This window comes from Chitinolyticbacter albus, assembly GCF_024437655.1.
In the GTDB taxonomy this organism is placed as follows: domain Bacteria; phylum Pseudomonadota; class Gammaproteobacteria; order Burkholderiales; family Chitinibacteraceae; genus Chitinolyticbacter; species Chitinolyticbacter albus.
In genome coordinates this window covers 40,786-67,661 of record NZ_JANBVF010000005.1, presented here as the reverse complement: position 1 = coordinate 67,661, position 26,876 = coordinate 40,786, and the positions used below count along the sequence as shown (strand labels likewise).

Here is a 26,876-nt window from a genome sequence, read left to right as displayed (position 1 = left end):
TTCTGCCGCAATGCGAAACAGGGTCGTTGCAGCGAACGGCAAGAAAAAAGCCCGCCATGCGGCGGGCTCAATACAAGATAAAGCTTGGAAAATCAGTACGGCCACTTCCAGTTCTTCACTTCCGGCATATCGTCGCCGATTTCGGCGATGTATTGCTCGTGCTCGACCAGCTTGTCGACGAACTTCTGCCGCACGTGGGCACCGAGCTTGGCGAGCTTGGGCACGCGATCGATCACGTCGATGGCCAGGTTGTAGCGGTCAAGCTGGTTGACCACCACCATGTCGAACGGCGTCGAGGTCGAACCTTCCTCGATGTAGCCACGGGCGTGGATGTTGTTGTGACCATTGCGACGATACGTCATGCGGTGGATCAGCCACGGGTAGCCGTGGAAGGCGAACATGATCGGCTTGTCGTTGGTAAAGATCGAATCGAACTCACGATCGGACAGGCCGTGCGGGTGCTCTTCTTCCGGCTGCAGCGTCATCAGATCGACCACGTTGACGAAGCGGATCTTCAGGTCCGGGAAGTGCTGGCGCAGCAAGTCGGTGGCGGCCAGTGCCTCCATGGTCGGGATTTCACCGGCGCAGGCCATCACCACGTCCGGCTCGCCATCCTGATCGTTGGATGCCCAGTCCCAGATCCCCACACCCGTGGTGCAGTGCTTGATCGCCTGATCCATGGTCAGGTACTGCAGCGCGGGCTGCTTGCCGGCCACGACCACGTTCACATAGTGGCGCGAGCGCAGGCAGTGATCGGTGACGGACAGCAGGGTGTTGGCATCTGGCGGCAGATAGACACGGATCACCTCGGCCTTCTTGTTCACCACGTGGTCGATGAAGCCCGGATCCTGGTGCGAGAAGCCGTTGTGATCCTGGCGCCAGACGTGGCTGGTCAGCAGGTAGTTGAGCGACGGCAACGGCTTGCGCCAGTTGATGTGCTTGGTGGTCTTCAACCACTTGGCGTGCTGGTTGAACATCGAGTCGATCACGTGAATGAACGCCTCATAGCAGCTGAAGAAGCCGTGGCGGCCGGTAAGGTTATAGGCCTCGAGCCAGCCCTGGCAGGTGTGCTCGGACAGGATTTCCATCACGCGGCCATCCTGCGCCAGGTGATCGTTGGCCTTGTCTTCCTTGAAGTAGTCGGCGAACCAGGTCTTGCCCGACACTTCGAACACATTGGCCCAGCGGTTGGATGCGGTCTCATCCGGGCCGAAGATGCGGAAGTTCTGCTCGGCTTCGTTGTCCTTCATTACATCGCGCAGGAACTTACCCATCTCGCGGGTGGCTTCGGCGTTCTCGGTACCCGGCTTGGCGAACTTCACCTCGTACTTGCGGAAGTCCGGCATGCGCAGATCCTTGCTGGCCTGACCATGCACCACCGGGTTGGAACCCATACGCCTGATACCGGTCGGCGCGATCTCGGCCAGTTCGGTACGGAATACGCCATTCTTGTCGAACAGCTTTTCCGGCTCGTAGCTTTTCATCCACTGTTCCAGGTTCTTGACGTTCTCCTTGTCCATATCGGAGAACGGCACCTGGTGGCTGCGCCAGTAGTCCTCGACCTTGAGGCCCTTGATTTCCTTCGGACCGGTCCAGCCCTTGGGCGTGCGCAGCACGATCATCGGCCATGCGGGGCGCACGATGGGCTTGCCGGCGGCGAGCTCAGCCTTGGCCTTGGTACGGATGGCGGTGAGTTCATCCATCACCGCATCGAGCGTGGTGCCCATTTCCAGGTGGATGTCGTTGAACGATTCGGGCTTGTCGTTGAAGGTTTCCTTCTTCAGCTCGACAAAGTGCGGCTTGTAGCCGTAGCCCTCGAACAGCTTGGTGACTTCATCCTTGGACAGGCGCGCCAACAGCGTCGGGTTGGCGATCTTGTAGCCGTTCAGGTGCAGGATGGGAATGACGAAGCCATCGTTCACCGGATGCAGGTATTTGTTCGAGTGCCAGCTGGTGGCCAGGGGCCCGGTTTCGGCCTCGCCATCGCCGACCACGGCGAGTACCACTTGATCCGGATTGTCGAAAGCGGCGCCGAAGGCATGCGACAGCGCGTAGCCCAGCTCACCGCCCTCGTGCATCGAGCCCGGGGTTTCCGGCGCGACGTGTGAAGGGATGCCACGCGGGAAGGAGAACTGCTTGAACAGGCGCTGCATGCCCGCTTCGGTGCGGTCGATGCTCGGATAGAACTCTTCGTAGCTGCCTTCCAGCCAGGTATTGGCAACGAGGCCCGGACCGCCGTGACCGGGGCCGGCAATGTAGATCATGTTGAGCTCGCGCTCCTTGATCAGCCGGTTCGCGTGGACGTAGATGAAATTCAGGCCCGGCGTGGTGCCCCAGTGGCCCAACAGACGCGGCTTCACATGTTCGCGCTTGAGCGGCTCACGCAGCATCGGATTATTCAGCAAATAGATCTGGCCGACGGACAGATAATTGGCCGCCATCCAGTACCTATGCATTTTCTCCAACAAGTCTTTGTTCAGCACTTTCTTAGCCACGGTACACCTCGTTAGCAGTTTGTGATGAGTGGACGGGTTAGGCCGCCTCGTTGCGTTGCAGTTTATGCCGCTCCCATTTCAGCGAACTGATACAGGTCAAAGCCCGGTAGGTGCAACAGGCTCGATGTGAGTAATCACTAAAGCCGATATTCAAGCGTGAAGCAAGTTCGCAACTGGCCAGCCATGTTGCCGCCAACAAGAAAAGAGAAAGCCCGGCGTGAGCCGGGCTTGCGGGATCGAACGACACCTGCCACGTCACACGTGGAAGAACACCAGCGTGACGATCACAAACAGCGGCAACAGGATCACGACCGACCAGGCCATGTAGCCGAAGAAGCTCGGCATCTTCACGCCACGGTCTTCGGCCACCGCCTTGACCATGAAGTTGGGCGCGTTGCCGATGTAGCTCATCGCGCCCATGAACACCGCGCCTGCCGAAATCGCCAGCAAGGTACTCGCCATATCGGTCATCAGGTGCGCCGCATCGCCGTGCGCCAGGTTGAAGAACACCAGATAGGTCGGTGCATTGTCGAGAAAGGCCGACAGCGCGCCCGTCATCCAGAAGAACATGAAGTCGCGCGGCGCCCCGTCCGCATCGAACACCGTGCGCACCAGCGGCGCCAGCTGCCCGGCCTCCCCGGCACGCAGAATGGCGATGGCCGGAGCCATCACGATGAAGATGGCGGCGAACAGCTTGCCCACCTCCTGCATCGGAAACCAGTTGAAATCGTTGCCGGCCCGTACCGGCCTGGGCGTGAACTTGAGCGACACCAGCGCCAGCGCGATCAGCACTACATCGCGTACCAGATCCTGCAGCGACAGCGACGCACCGGCGAACTCGAACTCGATACCTGACTTCCACACGCCGGACATCACCACCGCCGCCACCACACCGGCCACCAATGCGAAGTTGAACGTGCCATAGAGCTTGATGCCGCCGCTATCCGGCGTCTGGTCCACCGGCAGTACGCCATCCGTGCTGAAGTAGTGGCGATCAATGGCATAGAACAATGCCAGCAATAGCGCCACACAGAGCAGCACCGGCAGCAGCATGTGCTCCAGCGTCCAGAAGAAACTCACGCCCTTGAGAAACCCCAGGAACAACGGCGGATCGCCTATGGGTGTGAGCCCGCCGCCGATATTAGCGACCAGGAAGATGAAGAACACCACCACGTGCGCATTATGCCTGCGGTTGTCGTTGGCCTTGAGTAGCGGACGGATCAGCAACATGGCGGCGCCGGTCGTACCCATGACGGACGCCAGCAGCGAACCCAGCGCCAGTATGCCGGTGTTGAGCGCGGGCGAGCCGTGCAGGTTGCCCCACACCAGGATGCCGCCCGATATCGTATAGAGCGCGAACAGCAGGATGATGAAGGGAATGAATTCCTCGATCAGTGCGTGTGCCAACACGCCGCCCGCGATACCAGGCCCGAAGGCAATGGCGCACGGGATCAGGAAGGCCGCCGCCCAGAACGCCGCCACCTTGCCGAAATGCGCGTGCCAGAAATGCGGCGCCAACAACGGAAACAGGGCGATCGACAACAGGATGCCGGCAAAGGGCAGCGCCCACAGTAGCGAGAGCTCGCTGCCATCGAGCCCCGCGGCGTGACCGAACGCTGGAACCACTCCGAGCAACAGCGGGATCAGTTTTTGCATGCGGGGGCCTTGTGCAGGGAAAGTCGAGCGAGTGGCAGCGGCCTATTGCGTGCCGCGCTGGATGAATTCGATCTTGTAGCCATCCGGATCCTCGACGAAGGCAATCACCGTCGTGCCGTGCTTCATCGGCCCCGCCTCGCGCGTGACACGGCCGCCCTTGGCGCGCACCGCATCGCAGGTCGCGTAGGCATCCTGCACTTCCAGCGCGATATGGCCATAAGCATTGCCCAACTCATACTTGTCGGTATCCCAGTTATGGGTCAGCTCCAGCACTGCGGTATCCGACTCCTCACCATAGCCGACGAAGGCCAGCGTGAACCGGCCTTCCGGGTAATCCTTGCGCCGCAGCAGCCGCATGCCCAGCACGTCGGTATAGAACGCGAGCGAACGATCCAGATCGCCGACTCGCAGCATGGTATGCAGAATGCGCATGGCCAACCCCCTGAGTGCAGAACAAAGCGTGAGTTTAACCCGCTGCGCTTGCCATGCCGATCGGCCAATCCGGGTGCGCCACGAGCGCCGGAAACAAAATTGCGAACGGGTGTTGACACCCCCGGAAGGCCGGGCTACTATTCGGCCCTCTTCGGGTTGTTAGCTCAGTTGGTAGAGCAGCGGACTCTTAATCCGTAGGTCCACAGTTCGAGCCTGTGACAACCCACCAATACGAGAAACCGGCCACAAGCCGGTTTTTCATTAGTAGTACCGTTGCCAGGATCCCGGTCCTTGCACGGGTCGTTAGCTCAGTTGGTAGAGCAGCGGACTTTTAATCCGTTGGTCGCAGGTTCGAGTCCCGCACGACCCACCAGACACGAAGCCCAGCCGCAAGGCTGGGCTTTTTGCCATCCAGCGCCGCCATGTCCAAGCACCGATATCTTGCCGCCTACCCGCCCCACCTCGTCGAGCGCGTCACCACGCTGCTCGATGAAGGCCGGCTCGGCGCCTGGCTGCAGCAACGCTATCCGAATGCCAATCCGGTGCAATCGGATGCCGCGCTCTACGACTACGTGCTGAGCCGCAAGCAGCGTTTCCTGCGCAATACGCCGCCGCCTTCCAAGGTGCTGTACGACAACCAGCTGGATCTGGTCGGTGGCACGCTCGGCAGCAGCACCTTCGCCAGCCGGGTGCAGGGCGGCAAGCTCAAGTGCAAGAACGAGATCCGCATCGCCGCGATGTTTCGCGCGCTACCGCCCGAGTTCCTCGCAATGATCGTCGCGCACGAGCTCGCGCACCTGAAGGAGAAGGATCACAACAAGGCCTTCTACCAGCTGTGCTGCCATATGGAGCCCGATTACCACCAGCTGGAGTTCGATCTGCGGGTGTGGCTTACCTGGCAGGAGCACGCCAACGGCTGAGGCATCAGTGCTCGAACGGATAGACGAGGCCAAGCCCGGCTCGGGCCGCGTCGAGCAAGCCTATCATCGCGCGGCTTTGGGCGTGGCTGAGCAAGGGGCTCTGTGTCTCGCCGGCACGCAGCAGCTCGCAAAAGTGCGCGGTTTCATAGTTGAGACCGCTGCCAACCGCAGGCGCGTCGATCTCGACCCGGCGGCCATCGGTGTAAGCGATGGTCGCGCGCAACGGGCTCCACCACTTTTCGTGGATCAGTACGTGGCCGGCTTCGCCCGCCAGCATCGCGTCGCCCACGCCCGAGACATCCATGCCGCAATAGAGCTGCGACACGCCGTACTCGTGCTGTGCATTCACTGCAGCAAACAGGTCGACGCCGCCCTCCGATAACCGCCCCAGCGTGTGCGCCTCGCGCACGGCGCCCAGGTAATGGGTGGCAAGGAAGGCGCCGTAGATGCCGATGTCGAGCAGGCTGCCGCCGGCCATGGCCGGATCGAATAGCGCATGCCCGGCCGGTACGTTGGGGTTGGCGAAACCGGCGCGCACGTAGCGGATGGCGCCAATGGGGTCGCGCGCCAGATGTTCGTCGAGCTTTCGGAACAGCGGGTAGAACGGCGGCTTCATCGCCTCCATGAACAGACAACCGGTTTCGCGCGCCACCGCCAGCACCGTTTCCAGCTCGGCCAGCGACACCGCAGCTGGCTTCTCACACAGCACGGCGTGACCGGCCCGCATGGCGGCGATACTGTACGGCGCATGGCTGGTGTGCGGTGTGCCGATATAGACGGCGTCGATATCACTGGCGAGCAGGGCCTCGACACTGTCGCAAGCCGTGGCGTCGAAGTCTGCGGCGAAGGCCTGCGCTTTGCCCGCGCCACGATTCCACACCGTAACCAGCTTGGCGCCGGGCACACAGGACAGCCCCTGGGCGAAACGGCGGGCGATGCCGCCGGTGCCGATCACGCCGTATCGTATCGTCTGCATGCACCCTCTCCCGTTTGCGATGCGCGATTGTCATGGCGCGTGATGGCGCACGCCATCAGGCATGCACCGGATGTAGGCGCCGGATACGACAAGGCCGCCCGAGGGCGGCCCTTTTTTTCTCGCGCGGTGGAATCAGGCGCGCTCGAAGCGCTCCAGCGCGAGGCTGCCCAGCAGATTGGGTAGAAACTCGACCCTCTCTCCCTGGTGCAGCACCACGCGCCCGGTCGACCACATGCCGAGCTTCTTCAGCAGCCGTTCGAAGTCGTACACCGTGCACAAGTGGATGTTGGGCGTGTTGTACCACTCGTAGGGGATGGTCTCGGACACCGGCATGCGCCCGAGCAGCAGCTGCCAGCGGTTTTCCCAGTAGCCGAAGTTGGGGAAGGTGACGATGCCGGTGCGGCCGACGCGCAGCATTTCGGTGAGTATGCCCTCGATATTGTGCATGGCCTGCAAAGTGAGCGAGAGCACGACGAAATTGAAGGCCTTGTCCTCGAACGTCGACAACCCCGCTTCCATATCGCTCTGGATCACGTTCACGCCGCGCTCGACGCAGGCGGTGACGCTGGCCACGTCGATCTCGACGCCATAGCCACGGCAATCCTTATTGGCGGCGAGCCAGGCCAGCAACGCGCCATCGCCGCAACCCAGATCGAGCACCGATGCGCCCGGCGTGATCCAGTCGGCGATATGGCGCAGATCGGGACGTAGGGTGGTCGCGTTCATGCGTGCACCTCGCGCGCGATGTTGTTGAGATAGGCGCGCATGATGGCGTGGTAGGGCTCGTCTTCCATCAGGAAGGCGTCGTGACCATGCTTGGAGTCGATCTCGGCGTAGCTCACCTGCTTCTTCGCGTCGAGCAGTGCCTTGACGATCTCGCGCGAGCGCGCCGGCGAGAAGCGCCAGTCGCTGGTGAAAGACACCACCAGAAACTTGGCCTCTACCTCAGCCAGCGCCTTCACCAGATCGCCGTCGTAATGCCGCGCCGGGTCGAAGTAATCGAGCGCCTTGGTCATCAGCAGATAAGTGTTGGCGTCGAAATAATCGGAAAACTTGTCGCCCTGATAGCGCAGGTAGGACTCGATCTCGAACTCCACATCGAAGCCGTACTTGTATTCACCCGAGCGCAGCAGCCGACCGAATTTCTCGCCCATGCCGTCGTCGGACAGATAGGTGATATGGCCCAGCATGCGCGCCAACCGCAGGCCGCGGCGCGGCAGCGTATCGTGCTGGTAGAAATCGCCGCCATAGAAATCGGGGTCGGTCAGGATGGCCTGGCGGGCGACATCGTTGAAGGCGATGTTCTGCGCGGTGAGCTTGGGCGCCGACGCGATCACCAGCGCGTGGCGTACCCGTTTCGGATGACTGATGGTCCAGCGCAGCGCCTGCATGCCACCGAGGCTGCCGCCGATGATGGCGGCGAATTGGTGGATGCCGAGTAGGTCCGCCAGCCGCGCTTGCGTCTCCACCCAGTCGCGCACCAGCACCAGCGGAAAGGTCGAACCATAGGGCTTGCCCGTTTCCGGATCGATGCTAGACGGCCCGGTCGAGCCATGACAGCCCCCCAGGTTGTTGAGCCCGATGACGAAGAAGCGATCGGTATCGATGGGCTTGCCCGGGCCTATCATGTTGTCCCACCAACCGGCGACCTTGTCGCTCTCGGTGTAGCGCCCGGCGACATGATGGTTACCCGACAGCGCATGGCAGATCAGGATAGCGTTGGACTTGTCGGCGTTCAGCGTGCCGTAGGTCTCGTAGACGAGCTCGTAGCGCGGCAGCGTGGCGCCGGAGGACAGCGTGATGGGGGTATCGAATACCGCCTTCTGGGCGGTGACGAGGCCGACGGATCGGGTCATGAACAGCGTTCCGACAGGTGTAACGGTCAAGCCAGGATGATGCCACAGCGGCCAGGCTTGCGCCGTGGCGGAGTGGCGTTACATACGGCGGGTAAAGGGGTGGGCGAGCTTGCCGGCCGAGAAGCGCGCTGCGCGCAGCAGCTGGCCCGAGAGGCCAATGCCGCCTTCGTGCTCGGCCCAGATCCGGGCAAACAGATCGCGCCAGCGCCGTGCCACCGCCTCGCGGTTGTACGCCAGCACCCGATCCCGGCCGTGCTCGATCATGGTGCGAAAGCGCAGCGGGTCGGCCTTGAGCGCGGCGAGCTTGTCCACCAGCTCGTCGGCATCGCGTGCGATTAGGTAGTCGAGGTCGCCTTGGCGGATGGCGCGAAACGACGGCTCGTCGTCGCACACCATCACTACGCCGGCAAGCCAGGCATTGACGAGCTTGCTGGCCGGTTTGCGCTGCAACTTGTGGTCGTGGCTGCGGCGAAAGCTCAGTGCCACGTCCACGTCGCGATAATCGGTCCAGTTGTCGGTCGAGATACGCAGTGTGATGCTATGCGCTGCCAGGCGCGCCTTGAAGGCATCCGAAGCCAGCTCGTCGGGAAAGCTGTCCATCCGGCCGAAATAGGCTACCGTGGCAAGCTCGTCGCCGGTGCGCTCGCGCGGCTGCAGGCCCGGTTGCGGCCAGTACGGCATGAAGAGGCGCCCTTCGGCCTCGGCTTCGGCGTTCTGTTCGACCACATAGTCGGCACCCAACACCGGCGGGCGATCAGCGCGGCAGACCACGGTCAGCCCGCGCCATGGCTTGACGCGCGAGCCGAAGTCGTCGTTGTGCATCAAGTTGATCGCATCCGCACGGCAGGTCGCGCCGACGCTGAACTTGAACTCGTCGTGGTAGAGGTCGTTGAGCGTGGCCAGCGTCTGGAAGGTCCAGCCGCTACGGCCACCGATGCTGAAGCGCTGCGGAATATCATCCGGCCGGGCACGCGCCGCGAGCAGCTCGGCGAAATCGGCGAAATGCTGATCGATATAACTTTGCCGGGCCACGGCGTGCAAACGGATGGGGCTCATGCTCGTTCCCGGTGATGGCGCAGCGCGCGGCGCAGGCCGGCGTAACGCCGCGCCAGCCGCCAATGTTGCTTGAGTCCGGTGGCGTTGCGCCAGATCAGTGCCCAGATGCCACGCGAGAAGAGCTCGTCGACAATCTCGCCGCGCTGATCCATGTCATCGATGTTGTTGATCGAGTGCAGGATGCCCAGACCTTCCTTGGCGATCTGCCAGCGACATTCGGGCAGGTGCTGCACCGTATCGGCGTGCCGAGCGTTGATGCCATCGAGCAATTCAAGGATGCGCATGTAGTTGCGCGCGCTCTTCATCCGGCGCGCGTTGGTGCCGGGCTGGTGCGATACCGAAGCTGAGTGGATCAGGTATTCGTAGAACTCGGCATCGGTGTACTGCACGCGCTTCGCGGCAAGCAGCAACGCCGTGGTCCAGACGATGTCCTGGTGGTGCAGCCCAGGCTCGAACTGCAGAGCCTGCTCGACCAGCAGCGAGCGCCGGTAGATATTGAGCCAGGTCACGTGCAGGAATTTCTGCGATGCGAGACCGCGCTGCAGCCACTCCGGACCGCCGATCACGCCTGTGGCCTGCAGCCGATCGTGCGGGAAGATGGGGCGCGACGGCCGGCCATCGTCGTAGACATAGACGCCGTTGCAGGTCGCAACATCAAGATCGCCACGGGCTGCCATCTCGAGCAGCGTGCGGTACATGCCAGGCCGGAATACGTCGTCGGTGTCGGGAAACGCTACGTACTCGCCACGCGCGGCGGCAAGGCCCGTGTTGCGCGCGACCGACACACCCTGGTTGGGCTGGCTGATGACGGTAAGCGCGGCAAAACGGTCGCGCCAGGCTTCGATCACCGCGAGCGTATCGTCGCTCGAGCCGTCGTCGACCAGGATCAGCTCGTAGTCATCGAGTTGCTGCGCGAGCAGGCATTCGAAGAACTGCGCGATAAAACCGGCGTTGTTGTAGACGGCGGCGACGATGCTGAGCTGGGGCGCCTTCATCGCTACGCTCTCCTGTCGGGTCTTGGGTTGACGGGCGCCTATGATACCTGCGCCGTTGGCGCGGACGGTGGCGGCGTCGCGTGACGTGCCAGCCCCAGCAGCAGTCCGAACAGGAACAGATACTGCTCCAGATGCGGGTCGACGATGATGTTGTCGACCAGCGATCGAGTAACGAAGCTGAAGGTGAACAGCAGGATCATAAAGCCCAGCGCGCTCGCTTGCCGGCGATAGAGTTGCCAGCCATAGACGGCAACGGCGACCAACCAGGCCAGCCAGAGCGCGAGACCCGACCAGCCAGTCTGCAGGCCAAACTCGATAAAGCCATGGTGGCTATGCGGCACGGCAAAGTGCTGCTGGTATTTCCGTTCGAGCAAGGCATTGTACGTGCGCTTGCCCATGCCACCGCCCAGCGGGTTGTCGGCCAGCACCATGGTACTTTGGTGCAGGAGACTGGCACGGCAATAGTTGGAGTGGCTGTAGGGGACGCCGGCGGCGTTGAGCGGAACGCGGCCTTGGGCAAAGTTGAAGCAGAAGGTATCGGTCGGGCTATTCCAGCCTGCTTTTGCCTCTTCCAGTACCGGCGCCCAGCGCGCGTGATCGATCCGATATGAGCCGTAGCCCAGGGCGGCGCCGATACCCAGCAGCACCAGCAAGGCCGCCACACGGAAAACGGCTGAACGGGCATAGCGGGCGAGCAGCCACAGGCTGCACAGTGCGCTCATCCCCAGGAGCCCCAGCGTACCCCAGCGCGTCGAAATCAGGATGGTGACCGCGCAACAGGCGGCGATGAATAAAGCCAGCACGCTGCTTGGCAGCGCCAGCATGCGCTGTTTCAATCCCAGCCGCCCGACGACTTCGGCCAGCAGTATGGCGGCGAGCATGTTGATGTAGTAGCTCGCCCGGGCGCGGTTATAGACGCCTTCGGTTGTCTGCCATGGCAAAGCGCCGTGCTGGACGTAGTAGTGGGCGCTGAAACCAAGGTGGAACACGACAATGGCCATCAAAGCCACGACAACGGCGCTCAGCAAGCGTTGTGGCGTCAACCATGGGCAACTGGGCTTGAGCACGTCGTACAGCAGATAGCCTACGCCGAACAGCAATATGGGTCGCAACAGGCGGCTGTTCCAATAGCTGAAATGGGTGTGCGGATCAGGGGCGACGATGAATCCCGTGGCCAGTGCTACGGCAGCGATCAGTATCAGGCCCCAGATCAGCGCGCGCTCCAGCGGCGAGCGCTGCTGCAATGGCCTCAGCCGCAGCGTAAACGCGAGCAGTCCGCAGCTGATCACGCTGAGGTAGATCGGCAAGTTGCGATGGAAGACCGGGTCGCGGAGCAGCCAGATCAGGCAAAGCACCAAGAGCGCAAAGCTCAGGATCGCGGCCAGTGCTCTGTTAAGCTTATTGCCCTGCAATGACAGGATTGCTCGCAAATTTTTCATATCCAGTTCACATGAATACCAATAAATCACAACGCCCGCTGCATATCGTCCACACCGAAGCCAACGGCGGGCGTGGCGGCCAGCCCATGCGCATCGTCAACGAAGCGTTGGGACTCGCGCAGCGTGGACACCGTACGACCATACTGTGCCCTGCCGACGTTCCGCTTTATACGCTAGCTAGCAATGCCGGGCTAGCGACGATGGCCCTGCCGCTGGGGCGCAAGAATCCGGCGACATTGCTCAAAAGCTGGCGATGGTTGCACGCCAACGCACCGCAGGTCGACGTCATCAATACCCACAACTCGGCCGACAGTTGGTTGATGGCACTGGCCAGTCTGGCCATCCGCAATCCGCCGCCGCTGGTGCGCACCCGGCATGCATCCGGCGCGCCACGCGACAATGCGGCCACACGCTGGCTGATGGGCACGGCCCATGCACACGTGGTGACCACCGGCGAAGCACTGCGGCATCAGCTCGTCGCCATCGGCGTGCCGCTCAAGCACAGCTCTTCCGTTCCGAGCGGCGTCGATACTGATCGCTTCATCCCGGGCGACCGGCTTGCCGCGCGCCAGCAGCTGGGCCTGGCGCCGGACGCCTTCTGGCTGGGCGTGGTATCGCACCTGCGGCCCAACAAGGGGCATGAGGTGTTGCTGCAGGCGATGGCCCGGCTGGATATCCCGCAGCTCCATCTGGCCATCGTCGGCGAAGGCACGCATCGCGAGGCCATCGCCACCCGGGTGGCTGAACTGGGCCTGACCGAACGGGTGCTGTTTGCCGGCCATCAGGCCGCGCCACAGGACTGGTTCCCCGCCTTCGACATCGCGCTGAGCCCGTCGCACGACCTGGAAGGATTGCCGCAAGGCGTGATGCAGGCGCTCGCTTGCGAGGTCGCCACAATCGCCACCGATGCCGGCGGCACGGGCGATGCCATCATCGACGACGTGAGCGGCCTCTTGGTGCCACAACGCGATCCAGCTGCGCTGGCGAGCGCCATCGAGCGGCTGTATCGCGACGAGGCTTTGCGGCAACGGTTGGCCGTGGACGGCCATCGTCACCTGTTGGCGCATTTCACCCGGACGCACATGCTGGACAGCATGGAGCGCATCTTCCGCGACGTAGCCGGCCGCCGCGCTCAGCGCTGAGCAATGTCTGCAAGCAGGCCGGCATAGAGCGCCTGCAATTGCTCGGCCATGTGCGAGAGAGTGTACGGCTCCGCGGTAAGGCGCGCCAGCAGCCGTAGCGCGTCCCAGTCGGCGCGGCGCGCCAACCAGCTGCCGATTGCGCTCGCATAGCCATCGATATCGAGCGCATCACGCACCCAGCCGTTCTGGCCCTCGGTGAGCCACTCGGCCGCGCCGCAACGGGCGCTGGTGAACAACGGCAATCCGCAAGCCAGGGCTTCGACGCAGACATTGGGAAACGGGTCGTACAGCGTGGGCAGGATCAGCGCGTCGGCGGCGCCATAGACGCGTTTCACGTCGGCCACTGCACCTAGAAAGCGCACCCGCGATGCCAGACCAAGCGCCTCTGCCTGGCGCCGATATTGCGTCGCGTGCTTGTCGTGCCCGGCAACGATCAGGTGCACCTCGGGATACGGCACGATGGAGGAAAGCGCCGTTGCCACGCCCTTGCGCTCGAAACCGGAGCCCACGTAGGCCAGCACCGGCGCATCGGGCGGCAGCGCCCATTGCACGCGCTGTTCGGCACGGCAACCGGCGACATCCGGATGGAAAACCCCCGTGTCGACGCCGTTGTAGATCACGGTCAGCGTTTCATCGGGCAGGCCGAAGCGGGTGGCGATATCGTCACGCACCTGACGGGCATTGCAGATCACGCGCTTGAGCCGTGGATCCCGGAACATGCGCGCCTCGGCGTCCAGCACATAGCGATGATACGGGCTGAAACGGCGCGCCGCGCGCGCCAGCGGCCCCTGGGTGCGGTCGAGCTGCTCCAGCCAAGTGGCGTGTACGCCATCGCCCGCGCGGTAGATCGCGGCGCCGGGTATGCGCTCGTGGCTTTGCACCAGATCGAACTCACCAAAGCACGCGGCCGCGGCTGCGGCAAAGCCCGCATCCCGGCCGCGACGGGTGAGGTAGCGCGGGTTCAGCACCCGTGTGTCCCAGTTTCCAGCGTCCTGCCACTCGCGCGCAATCAGTGTCACGTCGAGCTCGCCCGCGTCGACCAGCGTGTTCAGCGTACGCGAGACGAAGCGCTCGGCGCCACCGTGCGGGTTGTATTTCTGCCGGACGATGGCGAGCCGCGTCATGCCGATTCCGCCAGTACGGCGTCGATTGCCGCCATGACCTGCCCCGGCGTGATCGCGTTGATGCAGTCGCTGACGCGGCCATCGCCGCAGCCGGCCTTGCCGCACGGGCGGCACGAAAAATCCGCCGTGACCACGCGATGAGCCACTCCCCAGGGCGCCCACTTGATATCGCCCGTGGGGCCGAACAGTGCCACGGTCGGCGTACCCACTGCGCTGGCCAGGTGCATGGGCATCGAGTCGACGCCAACGTATAGGCGCGCTCCGGCGATTAGCGCACCGAGCTGCTTGAGATTGAGCTGGCCGGCCAGATCGTGCACCGGTTGCGTCAACGCCTCGCGCAATTGGGCAATCCAGGCCATCTCCTCGTCCGAGGGCGCTGCCGACAGCACGACGGGCCAGCCGCGCCGCACCAGTTCGTCGATCACCTGTGCGGTGTAGGCCACGGGCCAGGCCTTGAACATCCAGCGCGACGTGGGGTGGACCAGCACGTAGCTGCCGCGACTTACCCCCAGCGCCGCCAGCCGCTCGGCCACGGCCGCTTCGGCCGCTTCGCCCGCGACATACAGCGTGCGCTTGTCTTCGACTCGCGGCTGGATACCGATCCGACGCAAGGCATCAAGGTGGATCTCGACAGTGTGCCGGGTATTCTTCGATAGCTCCGGATACAAGGCGGTGAACGAGCGCTGCCACAGTTTGTTGCTGAACGCACTGCCTTTCTCGGCCTGCGGCGCAACCGAGACGCGGGGCCGCAGCAGCCGCGCCAACCGCGCGCCATGCCAGTGGTCGGTCAGGTTCACAATCAGGTCGTAGTCGCGGCGGCGCAGCGTGCTGAACAAGCGCCACCACGCCTTGATGCCGCCGAGCCAGCTGCCGCGCCATTTGCGGCCCACCGTATGCAGTTGTGCAATCGCGGGGTGGCCTTGCAGCATGTCGCGGGTTTCGTCGTAGACCAAGGCATCAATCTCGATGCCCGGGCAGGCCTGCGCCAGCACGGTGAACACCGGGCTCGTCAGCAGCACATCGCCGTGATGGCGCAGCTTGATGACGAGCGCCCGCTTGAACTGCGGCGTGTCAGACACCGTGGTAATCCTTGAACCATGCGACGAAGCGCGCCAGGCCTTCGTCCAGCCGGGTGCGCGGGATGGGGCCGACAACGGACTCCAGTGCCGAGGTATCGGCCGCGGTTTCCTCGACGTCCCCCGCCTGCATCGGCAGATATCGCTTGTCGGCCTCGCGGCCCAGGTGCTTTTCGAGCAGCGCAATGAATTCGGACAATTGTGCCGGGTTGCTGCCGCCGATATTGAGGATGCGGTACGGCGCCCAGCTGCTGCCGTTTCGTGGCGCCAGCACGTCGAATGCGGGATCAGGCCGCGCCGGCTTGTCGAGGAGACCAACGATACCGGCGATGATTTCGTCGATGTAGGTGAAGTCGCGCCGCATGTGGCCATGGTTGTAAACGTCGATCGATTCACCGGCCATGATTTTCTGCGCGAACTTGTAGTACGCCATGTCCGGCCGGCCCCACGGGCCGTAGACGGTGAAGAAGCGCAGGCCCGTCACTGGCAGGCCATAGAGATGCGCGTAGCTGTGCGCCATCGCCTCGTTGGCCTTCTTGGTCGCCGCGTAGAAGCTGACCGGGTGCTCGGTGGCATCGGTTTCCTGGAAAGGCAGCTTGCGGTTGCCGCCGTACACGCTCGATGAGCTGGCGAAGATCAGATGGCCCACCTTGCCGTGGCGACAGCCTTCGAGCACATGGGTGAAGCCGCTGAGATTGGCCGCGTTGTAGGCCAGCGGCGCATCGATCGAATAGCGCACACCAGCCTGCGCCGCCAGATGCACCACCACGTCGAAGCCGCCGTCGCGGATCAGCTCCATCGTCGCCGGATCGGCCACATCGCGCTGCGCGAAGGAAAAACCAGGCAGGCCCGTGAGGCGGGCAAGGCGGGCTTGCTTGAGCGCCGGGTCGTAATAGCTGTTGAGGCTGTCGATGCCATGCACGGTATGGCCGAGCGCAATCAAGCGCTCGGAAAGGTGCATGCCGATGAAGCCGGCGGCGCCGGTAACGAGGATGTTCATGGGGTGGGCTCGGTGTAAACGGCTTGTGATGGCCGGGCAAGATGGCCGATTATAGCCGTTTTCCCGTGCCCCCCTTTCCGATGCAAGCACCCACCCTGGGCGTGGCCCTGATCACCAAGAACGCCGAAACGCGCCTTGCGCAGTGCCTGTCCGCCCTCGCTTTTGCCGACGCGGTGGTGGTGCTCGATTCGGGTAGCAGCGACGCTACGCTGGATATCGCCCGCGCGCACGGCGCGCGTATCGAGCAGACCCCCGATTGGCCCGGCTTCGGCCTGCAGAAGAACCGCGCCATTGACCTGCTCGCGACCGACTGGGTGCTGGTGATCGATGCCGACGAAGTGGTTTCGCCCGAACTGGCGGCCTCCATCCTGCAAGCGATCCGCTCGAACGCGCACGAGGTCTGGATGCTGAACCGGCTCTCGTCGTTCTGCGGACATTGGATGCGCCATTCGGGCTGGTTTCCGGACTGGATACCCCGGCTGTTCCGCAAGGGCGCGGCGCGCTACTCGGACGAGCTGGTGCACGAGCGGCTGGTGTTTACGGGGCAGCCGGGGCGGCTCGACGGCCTGCTGCAGCACTACTCGTACGAAAACTACGAGGACGTGCAACGCAAGCTCGATGCCTATTCCAGCGCCGGTGCAGCGCAGCGCCATGCCAAGGGCGAGACCGCCAGCGTGAGCAAGGCACTGACACGCGGGCTATGGGCTTTCGTGCGTACCTACGTTTTCAAGCTCGGTTTTCTCGACGGCGCCGCCGGCTTGCAGGTCGCAATCTTCAACGCCGAGACGGTGTACTACCGTTTCCTCAAACTGGCGTTGCTGGCCCGCAACGAGGCGCAGCGCCGCAGAACGGATGCCTGAGGCCGAGTCGGCCCCCGAAGGCGCAGCGCCAGCTGTGGCTTGTCCGCCTCACCCCTCGTTGAACTGCGCCGCGTGCATCTGGGCGTAGGCGCCGCGCTGGGCGATCAGCTCGGTATGCGAGCCACTTTCGACGATGCGGCCATGGCGCATCACCACGATGCGATCGGCGCTTTCTATGGTCGAGAGGCGGTGGGCGATCACGAGGGTGGTGCGCGATTTCATCAGGTTTTCCAGCGCGGCCTGCACCTTGCGCTCCGATTCGGTATCGAGCGCGCTGGTCGCCTCGTCCAGGATCAGGATGGGCGCATCCTTGTAGATGGCACGTGCAATCGCCAGCCGCTGGCGCTGGCCGCCCGATAGCCGCAGGCCGTTCTCGCCGAGCTCGGTGGCAAAGCCGCCCGGCGTCGCTTCGATGAACTCGGTGGCGAACGCCGCATCGGCAGCGGCGCGTATGCGATCCGGGTCGGGCGCGGGATCGCCGTAGGCGATGTTGGCGGCAACGCTGTCGTTGAACAGCACCACGTCCTGGCTGACCATGGCGTACTGTCGCCGCAGATCGTCGAGCCGGTAGTCGGTCAGCGCCACGCCATCGAGCAGGATACGGCCGGCTGCGGGGTCGTAAAAGCGGGGCAACAGATTGGCTAGGGTCGTCTTGCCGCTACCGGAACTGCCGACCAGCGCCACGGTTTCACCCGGCGCAATCGCGAGCGTGACACCAGCCAGCGCCGGCTTCTCGTCGGCCGGGTAGGCAAACACGACGTTGTCGAAGGTCAGCTCGCCCTGCGCGCGCGCCAGCGGGAGCGTGCCGGTATCGCGCTCGGCCTCTGCGTCGAGCACGCCGAACACCGATTCGGCGGCGGCGAGGCCCTTGTGGATCTGGCCGTTGAGCTTGGTCAGGTTCTTGATCGGCTGCTGCACCGCCATCATCGCGATCATGAACGACACGAAGGCGCCCGCGGTCAGCCCGCCGCTTTGCGCGCGCAGGCTGGCGAAATAGACGATGGCGGCCAGCGTGATGCCTATCAGCAGCATGATCACGCCCGAATTCACCGCGCTCGTCGCCAGCTGCTTCACCGACAGGCCGCGCACCCGGTTGTTGACGTCGAAATAGCGTTGCCGCTCGAAATCCTTGCCGCCGAAGATCTTGACCACGCGCTGGCCGGAGAGGCTTTCGTCGAGCACGCGCGTCATCTCGCCCATGCTCGCTTGCGTGGCGCGCGCCAGCCGGCGCTGGCGCTTGCCGACGAAATGGATGCTGGCGGCAATGCCGGGCAGCAGGATCAGGCAGAACAGCGTGAGCTGCCAGTCGTGGTAAAGCATGACCGCGATAAAGGCGATGATGGAGCAGGTATCGCGCACCAGCACGGTGAGCACCTGTACGCCGGCGTTCATGATCTGGCTGACGTCGTAGGTGATGCGCGACAGCATCACCCCGGTCGAAGTCTGGTCGTAAAAGCGTGTCGGCAGCTTCAGATAATGGTTGAACACCTTTTGCCGCAAATCGTGCATCACTCGCGACGACAGCCAGCCGCCGCCGTACTCGTAGCCGAAATTGGATAGCAGCCGGCCAACAGCCAGCGCCAGGATCTGTGCCGGCAGGATCCAGGCGGCGGCACGGGCCAGCGAATCAGCGCGCAGGTTCTGGTCGACCAGGGGCTGGATCAGCATCGCCAGGCCCGCATCCACCGAGGCGGCGAGCGCCATGCACACGATGGTGCCGACAATCACCGGCCAGTACGGCGTGATTTCGCGCAGAAGGCGCAGGTAGAGCGTACGGCTGTTGTCCATGTTCGGTTCAGGCTGGCAGGAGAGCCGCGATTATAAGCGGCGGCGCCAGCTTGCGCGGTGGCAATCTGCCGCTCGCTGCTGCGCACTCAACCGCTGGCCTGGCACTCTCGGCGTTCAATAATCGCCGTAGCGGGCCTGTAGCAGCGCGGCCACCGTTGCCGCCGCCGTTTCGGTGCGCAGCACCCGTGGCCCGAGTATCAGCGCGGTGTATCCCGCGGCGCGCGCGGCATCCTCCTCAGCCGCAGAGAGACCGCCTTCCGGCCCGATCAATACGGCCACGCTGGCAACCTGCGCCGGCAACGCATGAAACCGGACCGCGCCGCGCGGCGACAGCAACAGTTTCAGCTCGGCGTCGACCGGGTGGGTGAGCAGGTCGGCGAGATCGGTTACCGCCGTGATTTGCGGCACGCGGGTGCGGCCGCTCTGCTCGCACGCGGCGATCGCCACGCCTCGCCAGTGCGCCAGCCGCTTCTCGGCGCGCTCGCCGCTCATGCGGCCCTGGGTATAGGTGCTGTTCACCGGCCGTATCTGATGGACCCCGAGTTCGGTCGCCTTCTGGATGGCGTAGTCCATGCGCTCGGCCGTGGCCACCGCCTGGATCAGCACCAGCTTGAGTGGCGATTCGCGCTCGACGGGATCATGCGCGCCCACGTCGACCGACACGCTGCGCTTGCCCATCTTGCTGACCGTTGCCGCGTACTCGCCTCCCTGGCCGTTGAACAGCGTGACGGCATCGCCTGGCTGCAGGCGCAGCACCTGGGCATGACGCGACGCATCCTCCGGCAGTTCGATCGCAAGGCCGCAGGCCAGCGGCAGATCCACATGCAGACGCGGCATCAGGACTCCGTCAGACGCTGGATCACGAGACCGATTAGGCCGATGACCGATATGGCGATGGCCACCGCCACCGTGCCGCGTATCAGCCGCAGCCAGTAGCGATCGCGCGTACGCAGGTAGCGGTAGCCGAACCAGCCCACCAGCAATACCAGAACGATGAAGAGGATGCGAAGCAGCATGAACATGGAGCGATGATCGCCCATCGCAGGCCGACTGCCAACCAGGAACGAGCATCGCGCCAGGAAAGCGGCGCGGCGCCCTAGATCGTCAGCGGCGGCAGATCGTGGAACGAACTTGGCACCGCGCTACGCTCGTCGAAGGTGACGAACTCGTAGTTGGACTCGTCGGCGAGCAGCGTACGCAAGAGCTTGTTGTTGAGCGCGTGGCCGCTCTTGTAGCCGGAGAAGGCGGCGATCAAGGGATGGCCGAGGATGTAAAGGTCGCCGATGGCGTCGAGCACCTTGTGGCGCACGAACTCGTCCTCGAAGCGCAGGCCGCCGTCGTTCAGCACGCGGTATTCGTCGATGACGATGGCGTTGTCCATGCTGCCACCACGCGCCAGGCCATTCATGCGCATGTATTCGAACTCATGGATGAAACCGAAGGTACGCGCGCGCGAGATCTCGCTGATGTAGTTGGTGTCGGCGAAGTCGATCGCGACGGTCTGCGCCGACTTCTTGAATGCCGGATGCTGGAAATCGATGGTCAGCTTGACCTTGTAGCCGTCGTGCGGATCGAGCCGCACCCATTTGTCGCCCTCGATCACTTCGACGGGCTTGAGCACGCGCACGAAGCGCTTGGGTGCGATCTGGTCGACGATGCCGGCGGATTGGATCAGGTAGATGAACGGCGCGGACGAGCCGTCCATGATGGGCATTTCCTGCGCGTCGACCTCGACCTCGACGTTGTCGAGACCGAGGCCGGCGAAGGCGGACATCAAGTGTTCGATGGTACCCACCCGCACCTCGTCCTGGACCAGCGTAGAGGATAGACGCGTGTCGTTGACGAGGGCGGGGCCGACCCTGAACGGCGCCGATCCGGGCAAATCGGAACGCCGAAACACGATGCCGTGGCCGATCGGTGCAGGCTTGAGCGTCAGGGTGACACGGTCACCCGAATGCAGGCCGACACCGACGGCACGCACCGTGGATTTCAGGGTACGTTGTTGAAACATGGACACTTTCCCATTCAGAAACTGACAACAATTCTAACAGCCCCGGGTCTTGGGCTGGATTGATCGTTGCAATGTTCCCGATCGGTTGAACCTATTCCGACCACCTGACCGAGCACACTCATCGGATGATGGCGCGGCCGGAGCGCGAAGTCGGGTTGGCGAAGGCCCGGAATGGACTGGATGTCCATGAGGAGCCTGAGCCGGCCCGACGACAAAGCGCCGGTTGTGCGCAGCAGCGCCAGCGCCGATTAGTCGGCTTGGCGGCGCAGGAAAGCGGGTATATCCATATCAATGTTGTTGTGTGCCGGCCGTGCCGACCCGCTCTGCTCCGCCGATGCACCGCCGCCGCGGCGCGAACGCCAGATGGCCGGGGTGTCGTAGTCTTCGGCGTTGAAGTTGTCGGTACCGGTCTTGCGGCTTTCGCTCTGAATCACCGACAGCGACGGCTTGGCGTTTTCCTTGGCGCCCAGGCCCGTTGCAATCAGCGTGATGCGCAGCTCGTCGCCCAGGCTCTCGTCGTACACCACGCCGTGCTTGACCTGTGCGTCGTCGGCCACGTGCTGGTTGATGATCTCCAGCGCCTGGCGGACTTCGCTCTTCTTCAGCGTGGCGCGGCTGGCCGAGAAGTTGACCAGCACGCCGCGTGCGCCCTTGAAGCTGATGTTATCGAGCAGCGGGCAGCGGATGGCTTCCTCGGTCGCGGTCACGGCGCGCTCAGGCCCGGATGCATGGGCCGAGCCCATCATCGCCATACCCATCTCGCGCATCACCGTCTTCACGTCGGCGAAGTCGACGTTGATGAGGCCCGGGTAATGGATGATCTCGACGATGGAGCCGACGGCGTTGCGCAGGATGTCATCGGCGGCGCGGAAGGCCTCGTCGATGGTCACGTCCTCGCCCAGCACTTCTTCCAACTTCTCGTTCGACACCACGATCAGCGAATCGACATAACGGGCCAGCTCGTCGATGCCGGCCTGCGCCACCTTCTGGCGCGCGCCCTCGTCGAGGCCCGGCTTGGTGACGACGCCAACGGTGAGGATGCCCTTCTCGCGCGCCACCTGGGCGATCACCGGTGCCGCGCCGGTACCGGTGCCGCCACCCATGCCGGCGGTAACGAACAAGAGATCCGCGCCGTCGATCAAATCGGCGATGCGCTCGCGGTCTTCCTCGGCGGCCTGGCGGCCGATGTCCGGATTGCAGCCCGCGCCGAAACCGCGGGTGAGCTCAGCACCGAGCTGGACCACGTTCTCGGCGCGCGACAGTTTGAGCACCTGCGCGTCGGTGTTGGCGGAGATGAACTCCACTCCTTGCATGCTGTGATCGATCATGTTGTTGATCGCGTTGCAACCGGCGCCGCCGACGCCGATCACCTTGATGTTGACGAGGTGCGCGACCTCTTGGACTTCGATGGTGAGTGCCATGGTATTACTCCTCTAGACCCGATTTTACTCTGCTGACCCGAAACTTAAAAACAACTTTAGAAATTATTCTGAAACCACGATTTCATGCGCCCCAACAACTCGCCGAACGACCCATCCTTGATGCGTCCGGCGGGATTCTTCAGGTATTGCTCCTTGGCGATCAGCAACAGGCCGACCGCCGTCGAATAACGCGGATTCTTGACGACCTCGGCCAGGCCGCCCACGTACTTGGGCGTGCCCAGGCGCACCGGCATATGGAAGATTTCTTCGCCGAGCTCGACCATGCCGGGCATCAGCGCGGCGCCACCGGTGATGACGATGCCGCTGGATAGGCGATCCTCGAAGCCGGCGCGGCGCAGCTCGGCCTGCACTAGGCCGTAGAGCTCCTCGATGCGCGGCTCGATCACCTCGGCCAGCGTATGGCGGCTCATCTGGCGCGATCCGCGCTCGCCCACACCCGGCACCTCGATCATCGCTTGCGGATCGGTCATATGGCGCAGTGCCACGCCGTGCTGTAGCTTGATCGACTCGGCCTCGCCCGTGGGTGTGCGTAGTGCCATGGCGATGTCGTTGGTCACCTGGTCACCGGCGATCGGAATCACCGCGGTGTGGCGGATGGCGCCGTCGATGAACACGGCAATGTCGGTGGTGCCACCACCGATGTCGACCAGGCATACGCCCAGAGCCTTCTCGTCTTCGGTGAGCACCGCGTAGGCCGAAGCCAGCGGCTGCAGGATCACTTCCGAGATCTCCAACCCGCAGCGACGCACACACTTGGTGATGTTCTGCACCGCAGAGACCGCGCCCGAGACGATGTGTACCCGCACCTCCAGCCGAACGCCGGACATCCCCAGCGGCTCCTTAACATCTTCCTGGCCATCGATCACGTATTCCTGCGCCAGGATGTGCAGCACCTGGTGATCGGTGGGGATGTTCACCGCGCTGGCGGTCTCGATCACCCGGGTCATGTCGGCCTGGGTGACTTCCTTGTCCTTGATCGCGACCATGCCGTGCGAATTCAGCCCCTTGATGTGGCTGCCGGCGATACCGGTGAACACCTCGCGGATCTTGCAATCGGCCATCAGCTCGGCCTCGCCGAGTGCGCTCTGGATGGCGCCGACGGTCTTTTCGATGTCGACCACCACGCCGCGCTTGAGGCCACGACTGACGGCCGAGCCCAGCCCGACCACATTGAGCTTGCCATCGTCCTGGATCTCGGCGACAACGGCGACCACCTTGGCGGTACCGATGTCGAGCCCAACGATGAGGTTCTTGCTGTCTCTAGTCACTGACGACCTCTTCCCTGCAGTTTGTTCATCCGGCCCCAACGGGCCGCGTTCATCTGTTTCATGCCGGTTGCGCCGTTGCGGCCGGTGCGGCCGGTTTGGGAGCGACCGGTTTTGGCGTCGCAGGCTTGGCCCCCGGCTTGGCGGGCTCGGCCGGCGTGTAGCCCGGCAGGCGCACCGCGAATCCATTCGGATAGCGCAGATCCACGTACTGGAACGGCTGCTTCTGCGCGATCAGTGCCAGCGAGTTCGGGTAGGCAACGACAAAGCGTTTCACCCGGTCCAGCGCCTCATCGCGCCCGACCTCGATCGTGGTGCCATCGTCGAGCTCGACCCGCCAGGCACGCCGTGCCGACAGCCATACGTGCTCCGGTTTCTTGCGGATCGGTGCCAGCGCCGCGACAAAATCGCGATAACCGTCGACCATCTGTTTTTCGGTCCCCACCGGGCCTTCCAGCACCGGCAATGCGTCATTCGATGCCGCATCGAAGCGCTCGCCATGCGTATTGAGCAGTGCCACTCCGCCCCAACGCGCAATCGCCTCGTGCTCTTCGATCTGCACTTCCAGCTGGTCCGGCCAGCGCCGCCGCACGCTCACTTCGCGCACCCACGGCAGCTTCTCGAAAGCAGCCCGAGTCTTGTCGAGATTGAGCGTGAAGAACGTGCCCTTGAGCTCGTTCTTGATCACGTACTGCAACTGCTCACGGGTCACATGCTCCAGCTCGCCATCGACCTTGATGCGTTTCACCGGGAACAGCGGCGAGTTCACCGCCAGGAACACCAGCGAATAGAACAGCAGCAAGGCGGCGAGGCCGGTGAGCAGGTTCGCGAACCACATCAGCAATTGCGGCTTATCCCACACGTTTGTCGCCCTCCTGCGCTACTACGCCGACGCCAGCCAGCGTCGTGCGCTGCTCGCGATCCTCACGTACATCAAGTACGTTCCGGTCGCTGCGCTGCTGGCTCCTTGTCTGGAGCCGGCTCGCTACGCACATGAGGGGACAAACGGCCTGGCGAGACATGACCCTTATTCCTGCTCCAACGTCGTATCCAGTATCTTCAGCACCAGCTGCTCGTAGCTGATGCCCGCTTCGCGGGCACAGACCGGGAACAGGCTGTGGCTGGTCATGCCGGGCGCAGTGTTCGGCTCCAGGAGGTAGGCCTTGCCTTGCGCGTCGGTCAAAAAGTCGATGCGGGCCCAACCGGTGGCACCCAGCACCCGGTACGCCACTTCGGCGAGCTGCCGCGCCTGCGTTTCCGCGTCGCCGGTGAGGCCCGGGCAGGTGTAGACGGTATCGTCGCGGAAGTACTTGGCTTCGTAGTCGTAGAACTCGGTCGCCGGCTCGATCTTCACCGTCGCCAGAGCCTTGCCGTCGAGTACCGCGCAGCTGTACTCGCCACCGATCACCGCCTGCTCGACCATCACCAGCGGGTCGTACTTGGCGGCTTCGGCATAGGCGGTGCGGATTTCGTCGGCGGTGCGACACTTGGTCACGCCGACGCTGGAGCCGCCGTTGGACGGCTTCACGAACACCGGCGAGCCGAGCTTGGCAAGCACGGAATCGAAATCGCTCTGCGCATCGAGCAGCAGGTAAGCGGGCACCGGCAGGCCGACGGCCTGCCACATCAACTTGGTGCGCCACTTGTCCATGCCTATGGCCGATGCCATCACGCCGCAGCCGGTATACGGCACGCCGAGGTATTCGAGCGCGCCCTGGATGGTGCCATCCTCGCCCTCGCCGCCGTGCAGGATGAGGAAGGCGCGGTCAAAGCCCTCCTCGACCAGATCGGTCAGAGGGCGCTCCGCCGGATCAAACGCATGTGCGTCGACGCCCTGGCTAAGCAGCGCGGCCAGCACGCCCTTGCCACTCATCAACGAGACTTCGCGCTCGGTGGAATCGCCACCCATCACGACCGCGACCTTGCCGTATTTTTGCTTCATATCCATCTCACGCCCCCGCCACGAGTTTTGCGGGAATGCCACCTATCGTGCCGGCGCCCATGGTGATCACCACGTCGCCATCCTGTGCCGCCGCGAAGATCGCGGCCGGCATGTCTGCCACCTGCTCGACGAACACCGGCTCGACCTTGCCGGCCACGCGCACCGCGCGCGCCAGTGCCCGGCCGTCGGCCGCAACAATCGGCGCCTCGCCAGCGGCGTAGACCTCGGCCAGCAGCAGGCCGTCAACGGTGTTCAGCACCTTCACGAAATCCTCGAAGCAATCGCGAGTGCGGGTATAGCGGTGCGGCTGGAACGCCAGCAGCAGGCGCCGCCCGGGGAACGCACCACGCGCCGCGGCCAGCGTGGCGGCCATCTCGACCGGGTGGTGGCCGTAATCGTCGACCACTGTGAAGCTACCGCCGGCCTGAAGCGCCACTTCGCCATAGCGCTGGAAGCGCCGGCCCACTCCCTGGAATTCGGCCAGCGCCTTCTGGATGGCGGCTTCGGAAGCACCAACTTCGAGCGCGATGCCGATGGCGGCGAGCGCGTTCAGCACGTTGTGCATGCCCGGCAGGTTGAGCGTGACGGGAATGCGGCGCGTTTCGCCGTTCTCCCACACCGCGTCGAACCGCATCTGGCCGGCGGCGGCGACGACATTCTCGGCGCGCAGCATCGCATCGGCACTCACGCCGTAGGTGGTCACCGGGCTCGTCACGCGCGGCAGGATCTCGCGCACCACCGGGTCGTCGACGCACAGCACCGCGCGACCGTAGAACGGCAGGTGGTAGAGGAAGTCGATGAAGGCCTGCTTCAGTTTCTCGAAGTCATGGCCGTAGGTGTCCATGTGATCGGCGTCGATATTGGTCACGACCGAGATCACCGGGGAGAGCAGCAGGAAAGACGCATCGCTCTCGTCCGCCTCGGCCACCAGGAAGTCGCCCGAGCCCAGCCGCGCGTTGGAGCCAGCCGCATGCAGCTTGCCGCCGATCACGAAGGTGGGATCGAGCCCGGCCGCTTCGAGGATGGACGCGGTCAGGCTGGTGGTGGTCGTCTTGCCGTGGGTGCCGGCAATGGCGATGCCTTGTTTGAGCCGCATCAGCTCGGCCAGCATCATCGCGCGCGGCACCACCGGGATCTTGCGTGAACGCGCCTCGACCACTTCCGCGTTGTCGTCCTTCACCGCGCTCGAGATCACCACCACATCGGCGTTGGCGACGAATTCGGCCGCGTGGCCCTGGTGCACGGTGGCTCCGGCGGCGGCCAGGCGTTGCGTGGTGGCGTTGCTGCCGAGGTCCGTGCCCGATACCTCGAAGCCGAGGTTGAGCAGTACCTCGGCGATGCCGCTCATGCCGACACCACCGATACCGACGAAATGAATGCGTTTGACCTTGTGTTTCATAT

Annotated in this window: 24 protein-coding genes and 2 tRNA genes; 5 read left to right on the top strand and 21 right to left on the bottom strand. The window is 63.9% G+C overall.

The features are described from left to right. Nucleotides 1-92 precede the first annotated feature (92 nt). The 3 genes from NLI84_RS04385 to gloA form a co-directional block, all read right to left on the bottom strand. Nucleotides 93-2,495: a phosphoketolase family protein gene (locus NLI84_RS04385; RefSeq protein WP_255988427.1), complete on the bottom strand. Its 2,403-nt coding sequence runs from the start codon at nt 2,493-2,495 to the stop codon at nt 93-95. A 255-nt stretch (nt 2,496-2,750) separates the two neighbouring features. Beyond that, entirely contained in the window at nt 2,751-4,151 is a 1,401-nt protein-coding gene (locus tag NLI84_RS04380) for a sodium:proton antiporter (protein WP_255988426.1), read from the bottom strand. A 42-nt stretch (nt 4,152-4,193) separates the two neighbouring features. Beyond that, nucleotides 4,194-4,583 (bottom strand): lactoylglutathione lyase, encoded by a 390-nt coding sequence (gene gloA / locus NLI84_RS04375; protein WP_255988425.1) that lies wholly within the window; start codon nt 4,581-4,583, stop codon nt 4,194-4,196. 153 nt (nt 4,584-4,736) lie between these two features. Here gloA and NLI84_RS04370 point away from each other — a divergent pair. The 3 genes from NLI84_RS04370 (at nt 4,737) to NLI84_RS04360 (ending at nt 5,503) form a co-directional block, all read left to right on the top strand. Next, a tRNA-Lys gene (locus tag NLI84_RS04370) sits at nt 4,737-4,812 on the top strand. A gap of 68 nt (nt 4,813-4,880) precedes the next feature. Further along, nucleotides 4,881-4,956: transfer RNA gene (locus NLI84_RS04365), tRNA-Lys, on the top strand. A 49-nt stretch (nt 4,957-5,005) separates the two neighbouring features. Then, entirely contained in the window at nt 5,006-5,503 is a 498-nt protein-coding gene (locus NLI84_RS04360; protein WP_255988423.1) for a M48 family metallopeptidase, read from the top strand. Nucleotides 5,504-5,507: 4 nt separating this feature from the next. Here NLI84_RS04360 and NLI84_RS04355 read toward each other — a convergent pair whose 3' ends face one another. The 6 genes from NLI84_RS04355 to NLI84_RS04330 form a co-directional block, all read right to left on the bottom strand. Next, on the bottom strand, nt 5,508-6,479 hold the full coding sequence (locus NLI84_RS04355) for a Gfo/Idh/MocA family protein (RefSeq protein ID WP_255988422.1): 972 nt from the start codon (nt 6,477-6,479) through the stop codon (nt 5,508-5,510). 132 nt (nt 6,480-6,611) lie between these two features. After that, nucleotides 6,612-7,205 carry a methionine biosynthesis protein MetW gene (gene metW, locus NLI84_RS04350; protein WP_255988420.1) on the bottom strand — a complete coding sequence of 198 codons (594 nt, stop codon included), beginning with the start codon at nt 7,203-7,205 and terminating at the stop codon, nt 6,612-6,614. After that, on the bottom strand, nt 7,202-8,335 hold the full coding sequence (gene metX / locus NLI84_RS04345) for a homoserine O-succinyltransferase MetX (RefSeq protein WP_255988419.1): 1,134 nt from the start codon (nt 8,333-8,335) through the stop codon (nt 7,202-7,204). The genes metW and metX overlap by 4 nt, the downstream gene beginning before the upstream one ends. Before the next feature lie 78 nt (nt 8,336-8,413). Then, nucleotides 8,414-9,391, bottom strand: a complete 978-nt coding sequence (locus NLI84_RS04340; RefSeq protein ID WP_255988418.1) for a glycosyltransferase — start codon at nt 9,389-9,391, stop codon at nt 8,414-8,416. Next, nucleotides 9,388-10,386, bottom strand: a complete 999-nt coding sequence (locus tag NLI84_RS04335) for a glycosyltransferase (RefSeq protein ID WP_255988417.1) — start codon at nt 10,384-10,386, stop codon at nt 9,388-9,390. The genes NLI84_RS04340 and NLI84_RS04335 overlap by 4 nt, the downstream gene beginning before the upstream one ends. 38 nt (nt 10,387-10,424) lie before the next feature. After that, complete coding sequence (locus NLI84_RS04330; protein WP_255988415.1) at nt 10,425-11,693, bottom strand: O-antigen ligase family protein; 1,269 nt, start codon at nt 11,691-11,693, stop codon at nt 10,425-10,427. A gap of 143 nt (nt 11,694-11,836) precedes the next feature. On the opposite strand from NLI84_RS04330, the gene NLI84_RS04325 reads away from it, so the two are divergent. Next, nucleotides 11,837-12,967 carry a glycosyltransferase family 4 protein gene (locus NLI84_RS04325; RefSeq protein ID WP_255988413.1) on the top strand — a complete coding sequence of 377 codons (1,131 nt, stop codon included), beginning with the start codon at nt 11,837-11,839 and terminating at the stop codon, nt 12,965-12,967. On the opposite strand, the gene NLI84_RS04320 is transcribed toward NLI84_RS04325, so the two are convergent. Genes NLI84_RS04320 through NLI84_RS04310 form a run of 3 tightly spaced genes read right to left on the bottom strand, consistent with a single transcriptional unit; the run spans nt 12,958 to nt 16,167 of the window. Continuing rightward, a complete protein-coding gene (locus NLI84_RS04320; RefSeq protein WP_255988412.1) occupies nt 12,958-14,091 on the bottom strand; it encodes a glycosyltransferase family 4 protein in 1,134 nt (377 codons plus the stop codon). The genes NLI84_RS04325 and NLI84_RS04320 overlap by 10 nt on opposite strands. Further along, nucleotides 14,088-15,170, bottom strand: a complete 1,083-nt coding sequence (rfaQ, locus tag NLI84_RS04315; RefSeq protein WP_255988410.1) for a putative lipopolysaccharide heptosyltransferase III — start codon at nt 15,168-15,170, stop codon at nt 14,088-14,090. Before rfaQ ends, NLI84_RS04320 begins: the two co-directional genes overlap by 4 nt. Continuing rightward, complete coding sequence (locus NLI84_RS04310) at nt 15,163-16,167, bottom strand: NAD-dependent epimerase/dehydratase family protein (RefSeq protein ID WP_255988409.1); 1,005 nt, start codon at nt 16,165-16,167, stop codon at nt 15,163-15,165. Before NLI84_RS04310 ends, rfaQ begins: the two co-directional genes overlap by 8 nt. 80 nt (nt 16,168-16,247) lie before the next feature. On the opposite strand from NLI84_RS04310, the gene NLI84_RS04305 reads away from it, so the two are divergent. After that, nucleotides 16,248-17,027 (top strand): glycosyltransferase family 2 protein, encoded by a 780-nt coding sequence (locus tag NLI84_RS04305; RefSeq protein ID WP_255988408.1) that lies wholly within the window; start codon nt 16,248-16,250, stop codon nt 17,025-17,027. Between the two features lie 48 nt (nt 17,028-17,075). Here the strand turns inward: NLI84_RS04305 and msbA are convergent, their stop codons facing one another. From msbA to murC, 9 genes are all read right to left on the bottom strand, one after another. Next, nucleotides 17,076-18,815 carry a lipid A export permease/ATP-binding protein MsbA gene (gene msbA / locus NLI84_RS04300; protein ID WP_255988406.1) on the bottom strand — a complete coding sequence of 580 codons (1,740 nt, stop codon included), beginning with the start codon at nt 18,813-18,815 and terminating at the stop codon, nt 17,076-17,078. Nucleotides 18,816-18,929: 114 nt separating this feature from the next. Continuing rightward, nucleotides 18,930-19,652: a 16S rRNA (uracil(1498)-N(3))-methyltransferase gene (locus NLI84_RS04295; protein ID WP_255988404.1), complete on the bottom strand. Its 723-nt coding sequence runs from the start codon at nt 19,650-19,652 to the stop codon at nt 18,930-18,932. Continuing rightward, nucleotides 19,652-19,837, bottom strand: a complete 186-nt coding sequence (locus tag NLI84_RS04290; RefSeq protein WP_255988403.1) for a hypothetical protein — start codon at nt 19,835-19,837, stop codon at nt 19,652-19,654. Before NLI84_RS04290 ends, NLI84_RS04295 begins: the two co-directional genes overlap by 1 nt. Nucleotides 19,838-19,911: 74 nt before the next feature. Next, nucleotides 19,912-20,826 carry a UDP-3-O-acyl-N-acetylglucosamine deacetylase gene (gene lpxC, locus NLI84_RS04285; protein WP_255988402.1) on the bottom strand — a complete coding sequence of 305 codons (915 nt, stop codon included), beginning with the start codon at nt 20,824-20,826 and terminating at the stop codon, nt 19,912-19,914. Nucleotides 20,827-21,074: 248 nt separating this feature from the next. After that, complete coding sequence (gene ftsZ, locus NLI84_RS04280; protein WP_255988401.1) at nt 21,075-22,247, bottom strand: cell division protein FtsZ; 1,173 nt, start codon at nt 22,245-22,247, stop codon at nt 21,075-21,077. A 56-nt stretch (nt 22,248-22,303) separates the two neighbouring features. Then, on the bottom strand, nt 22,304-23,536 hold the full coding sequence (ftsA, locus tag NLI84_RS04275; protein ID WP_255988400.1) for a cell division protein FtsA: 1,233 nt from the start codon (nt 23,534-23,536) through the stop codon (nt 22,304-22,306). A gap of 58 nt (nt 23,537-23,594) precedes the next feature. Next, entirely contained in the window at nt 23,595-24,395 is an 801-nt protein-coding gene (locus tag NLI84_RS04270) for a cell division protein FtsQ/DivIB (RefSeq protein ID WP_255988399.1), read from the bottom strand. Between the two features lie 165 nt (nt 24,396-24,560). Then, the gene (locus NLI84_RS04265; protein ID WP_255988467.1) at nt 24,561-25,475 is read right to left on the bottom strand and encodes a D-alanine--D-alanine ligase; all 915 of its coding nucleotides are present in this window, start codon (nt 25,473-25,475) and stop codon (nt 24,561-24,563) included. A 7-nt stretch (nt 25,476-25,482) separates the two neighbouring features. Further along, nucleotides 25,483-26,874 (bottom strand): UDP-N-acetylmuramate--L-alanine ligase, encoded by a 1,392-nt coding sequence (murC, locus tag NLI84_RS04260; protein ID WP_255988398.1) that lies wholly within the window; start codon nt 26,872-26,874, stop codon nt 25,483-25,485. Nucleotides 26,875-26,876: the final 2 nt, after the last annotated feature.

What these genes read in the sequence shown, in the direction of transcription:
- NLI84_RS04380 (WP_255988426.1), bottom strand. Translation starts at nt 4,151, where the DNA reads ATGCAAAAACTGATCCCGCTGTTGCTCGGAGTGGTTCCAGCGTTCGGT.
- gloA (WP_255988425.1), bottom strand. Translation starts at nt 4,583, where the DNA reads ATGCGCATTCTGCATACCATGCTGCGAGTCGGCGATCTGGATCGTTCG.
- NLI84_RS04360 (WP_255988423.1), top strand. Translation starts at nt 5,006, where the DNA reads ATGTCCAAGCACCGATATCTTGCCGCCTACCCGCCCCACCTCGTCGAG.
- NLI84_RS04355 (WP_255988422.1), bottom strand. Translation starts at nt 6,479, where the DNA reads ATGCAGACGATACGATACGGCGTGATCGGCACCGGCGGCATCGCCCGC.
- metW (WP_255988420.1), bottom strand. Translation starts at nt 7,205, where the DNA reads ATGAACGCGACCACCCTACGTCCCGATCTGCGCCATATCGCCGACTGG.
- metX (WP_255988419.1), bottom strand. Translation starts at nt 8,335, where the DNA reads ATGACCCGATCCGTCGGCCTCGTCACCGCCCAGAAGGCGGTATTCGAT.
- NLI84_RS04340 (WP_255988418.1), bottom strand. Translation starts at nt 9,391, where the DNA reads ATGAGCCCCATCCGTTTGCACGCCGTGGCCCGGCAAAGTTATATCGAT.
- NLI84_RS04335 (WP_255988417.1), bottom strand. Translation starts at nt 10,386, where the DNA reads ATGAAGGCGCCCCAGCTCAGCATCGTCGCCGCCGTCTACAACAACGCC.
- NLI84_RS04325 (WP_255988413.1), top strand. Translation starts at nt 11,837, where the DNA reads ATGAATACCAATAAATCACAACGCCCGCTGCATATCGTCCACACCGAA.
- NLI84_RS04320 (WP_255988412.1), bottom strand. Translation starts at nt 14,091, where the DNA reads ATGACGCGGCTCGCCATCGTCCGGCAGAAATACAACCCGCACGGTGGC.
- NLI84_RS04310 (WP_255988409.1), bottom strand. Translation starts at nt 16,167, where the DNA reads ATGAACATCCTCGTTACCGGCGCCGCCGGCTTCATCGGCATGCACCTT.
- NLI84_RS04305 (WP_255988408.1), top strand. Translation starts at nt 16,248, where the DNA reads ATGCAAGCACCCACCCTGGGCGTGGCCCTGATCACCAAGAACGCCGAA.
- msbA (WP_255988406.1), bottom strand. Translation starts at nt 18,815, where the DNA reads ATGGACAACAGCCGTACGCTCTACCTGCGCCTTCTGCGCGAAATCACG.
- NLI84_RS04295 (WP_255988404.1), bottom strand. Translation starts at nt 19,652, where the DNA reads ATGCCGCGTCTGCATGTGGATCTGCCGCTGGCCTGCGGCCTTGCGATC.
- NLI84_RS04290 (WP_255988403.1), bottom strand. Translation starts at nt 19,837, where the DNA reads ATGTTCATGCTGCTTCGCATCCTCTTCATCGTTCTGGTATTGCTGGTG.
- lpxC (WP_255988402.1), bottom strand. Translation starts at nt 20,826, where the DNA reads ATGTTTCAACAACGTACCCTGAAATCCACGGTGCGTGCCGTCGGTGTC.
- ftsZ (WP_255988401.1), bottom strand. Translation starts at nt 22,247, where the DNA reads ATGGCACTCACCATCGAAGTCCAAGAGGTCGCGCACCTCGTCAACATC.
- NLI84_RS04265 (WP_255988467.1), bottom strand. Translation starts at nt 25,475, where the DNA reads ATGAAGCAAAAATACGGCAAGGTCGCGGTCGTGATGGGTGGCGATTCC.
- murC (WP_255988398.1), bottom strand. Translation starts at nt 26,874, where the DNA reads ATGAAACACAAGGTCAAACGCATTCATTTCGTCGGTATCGGTGGTGTC.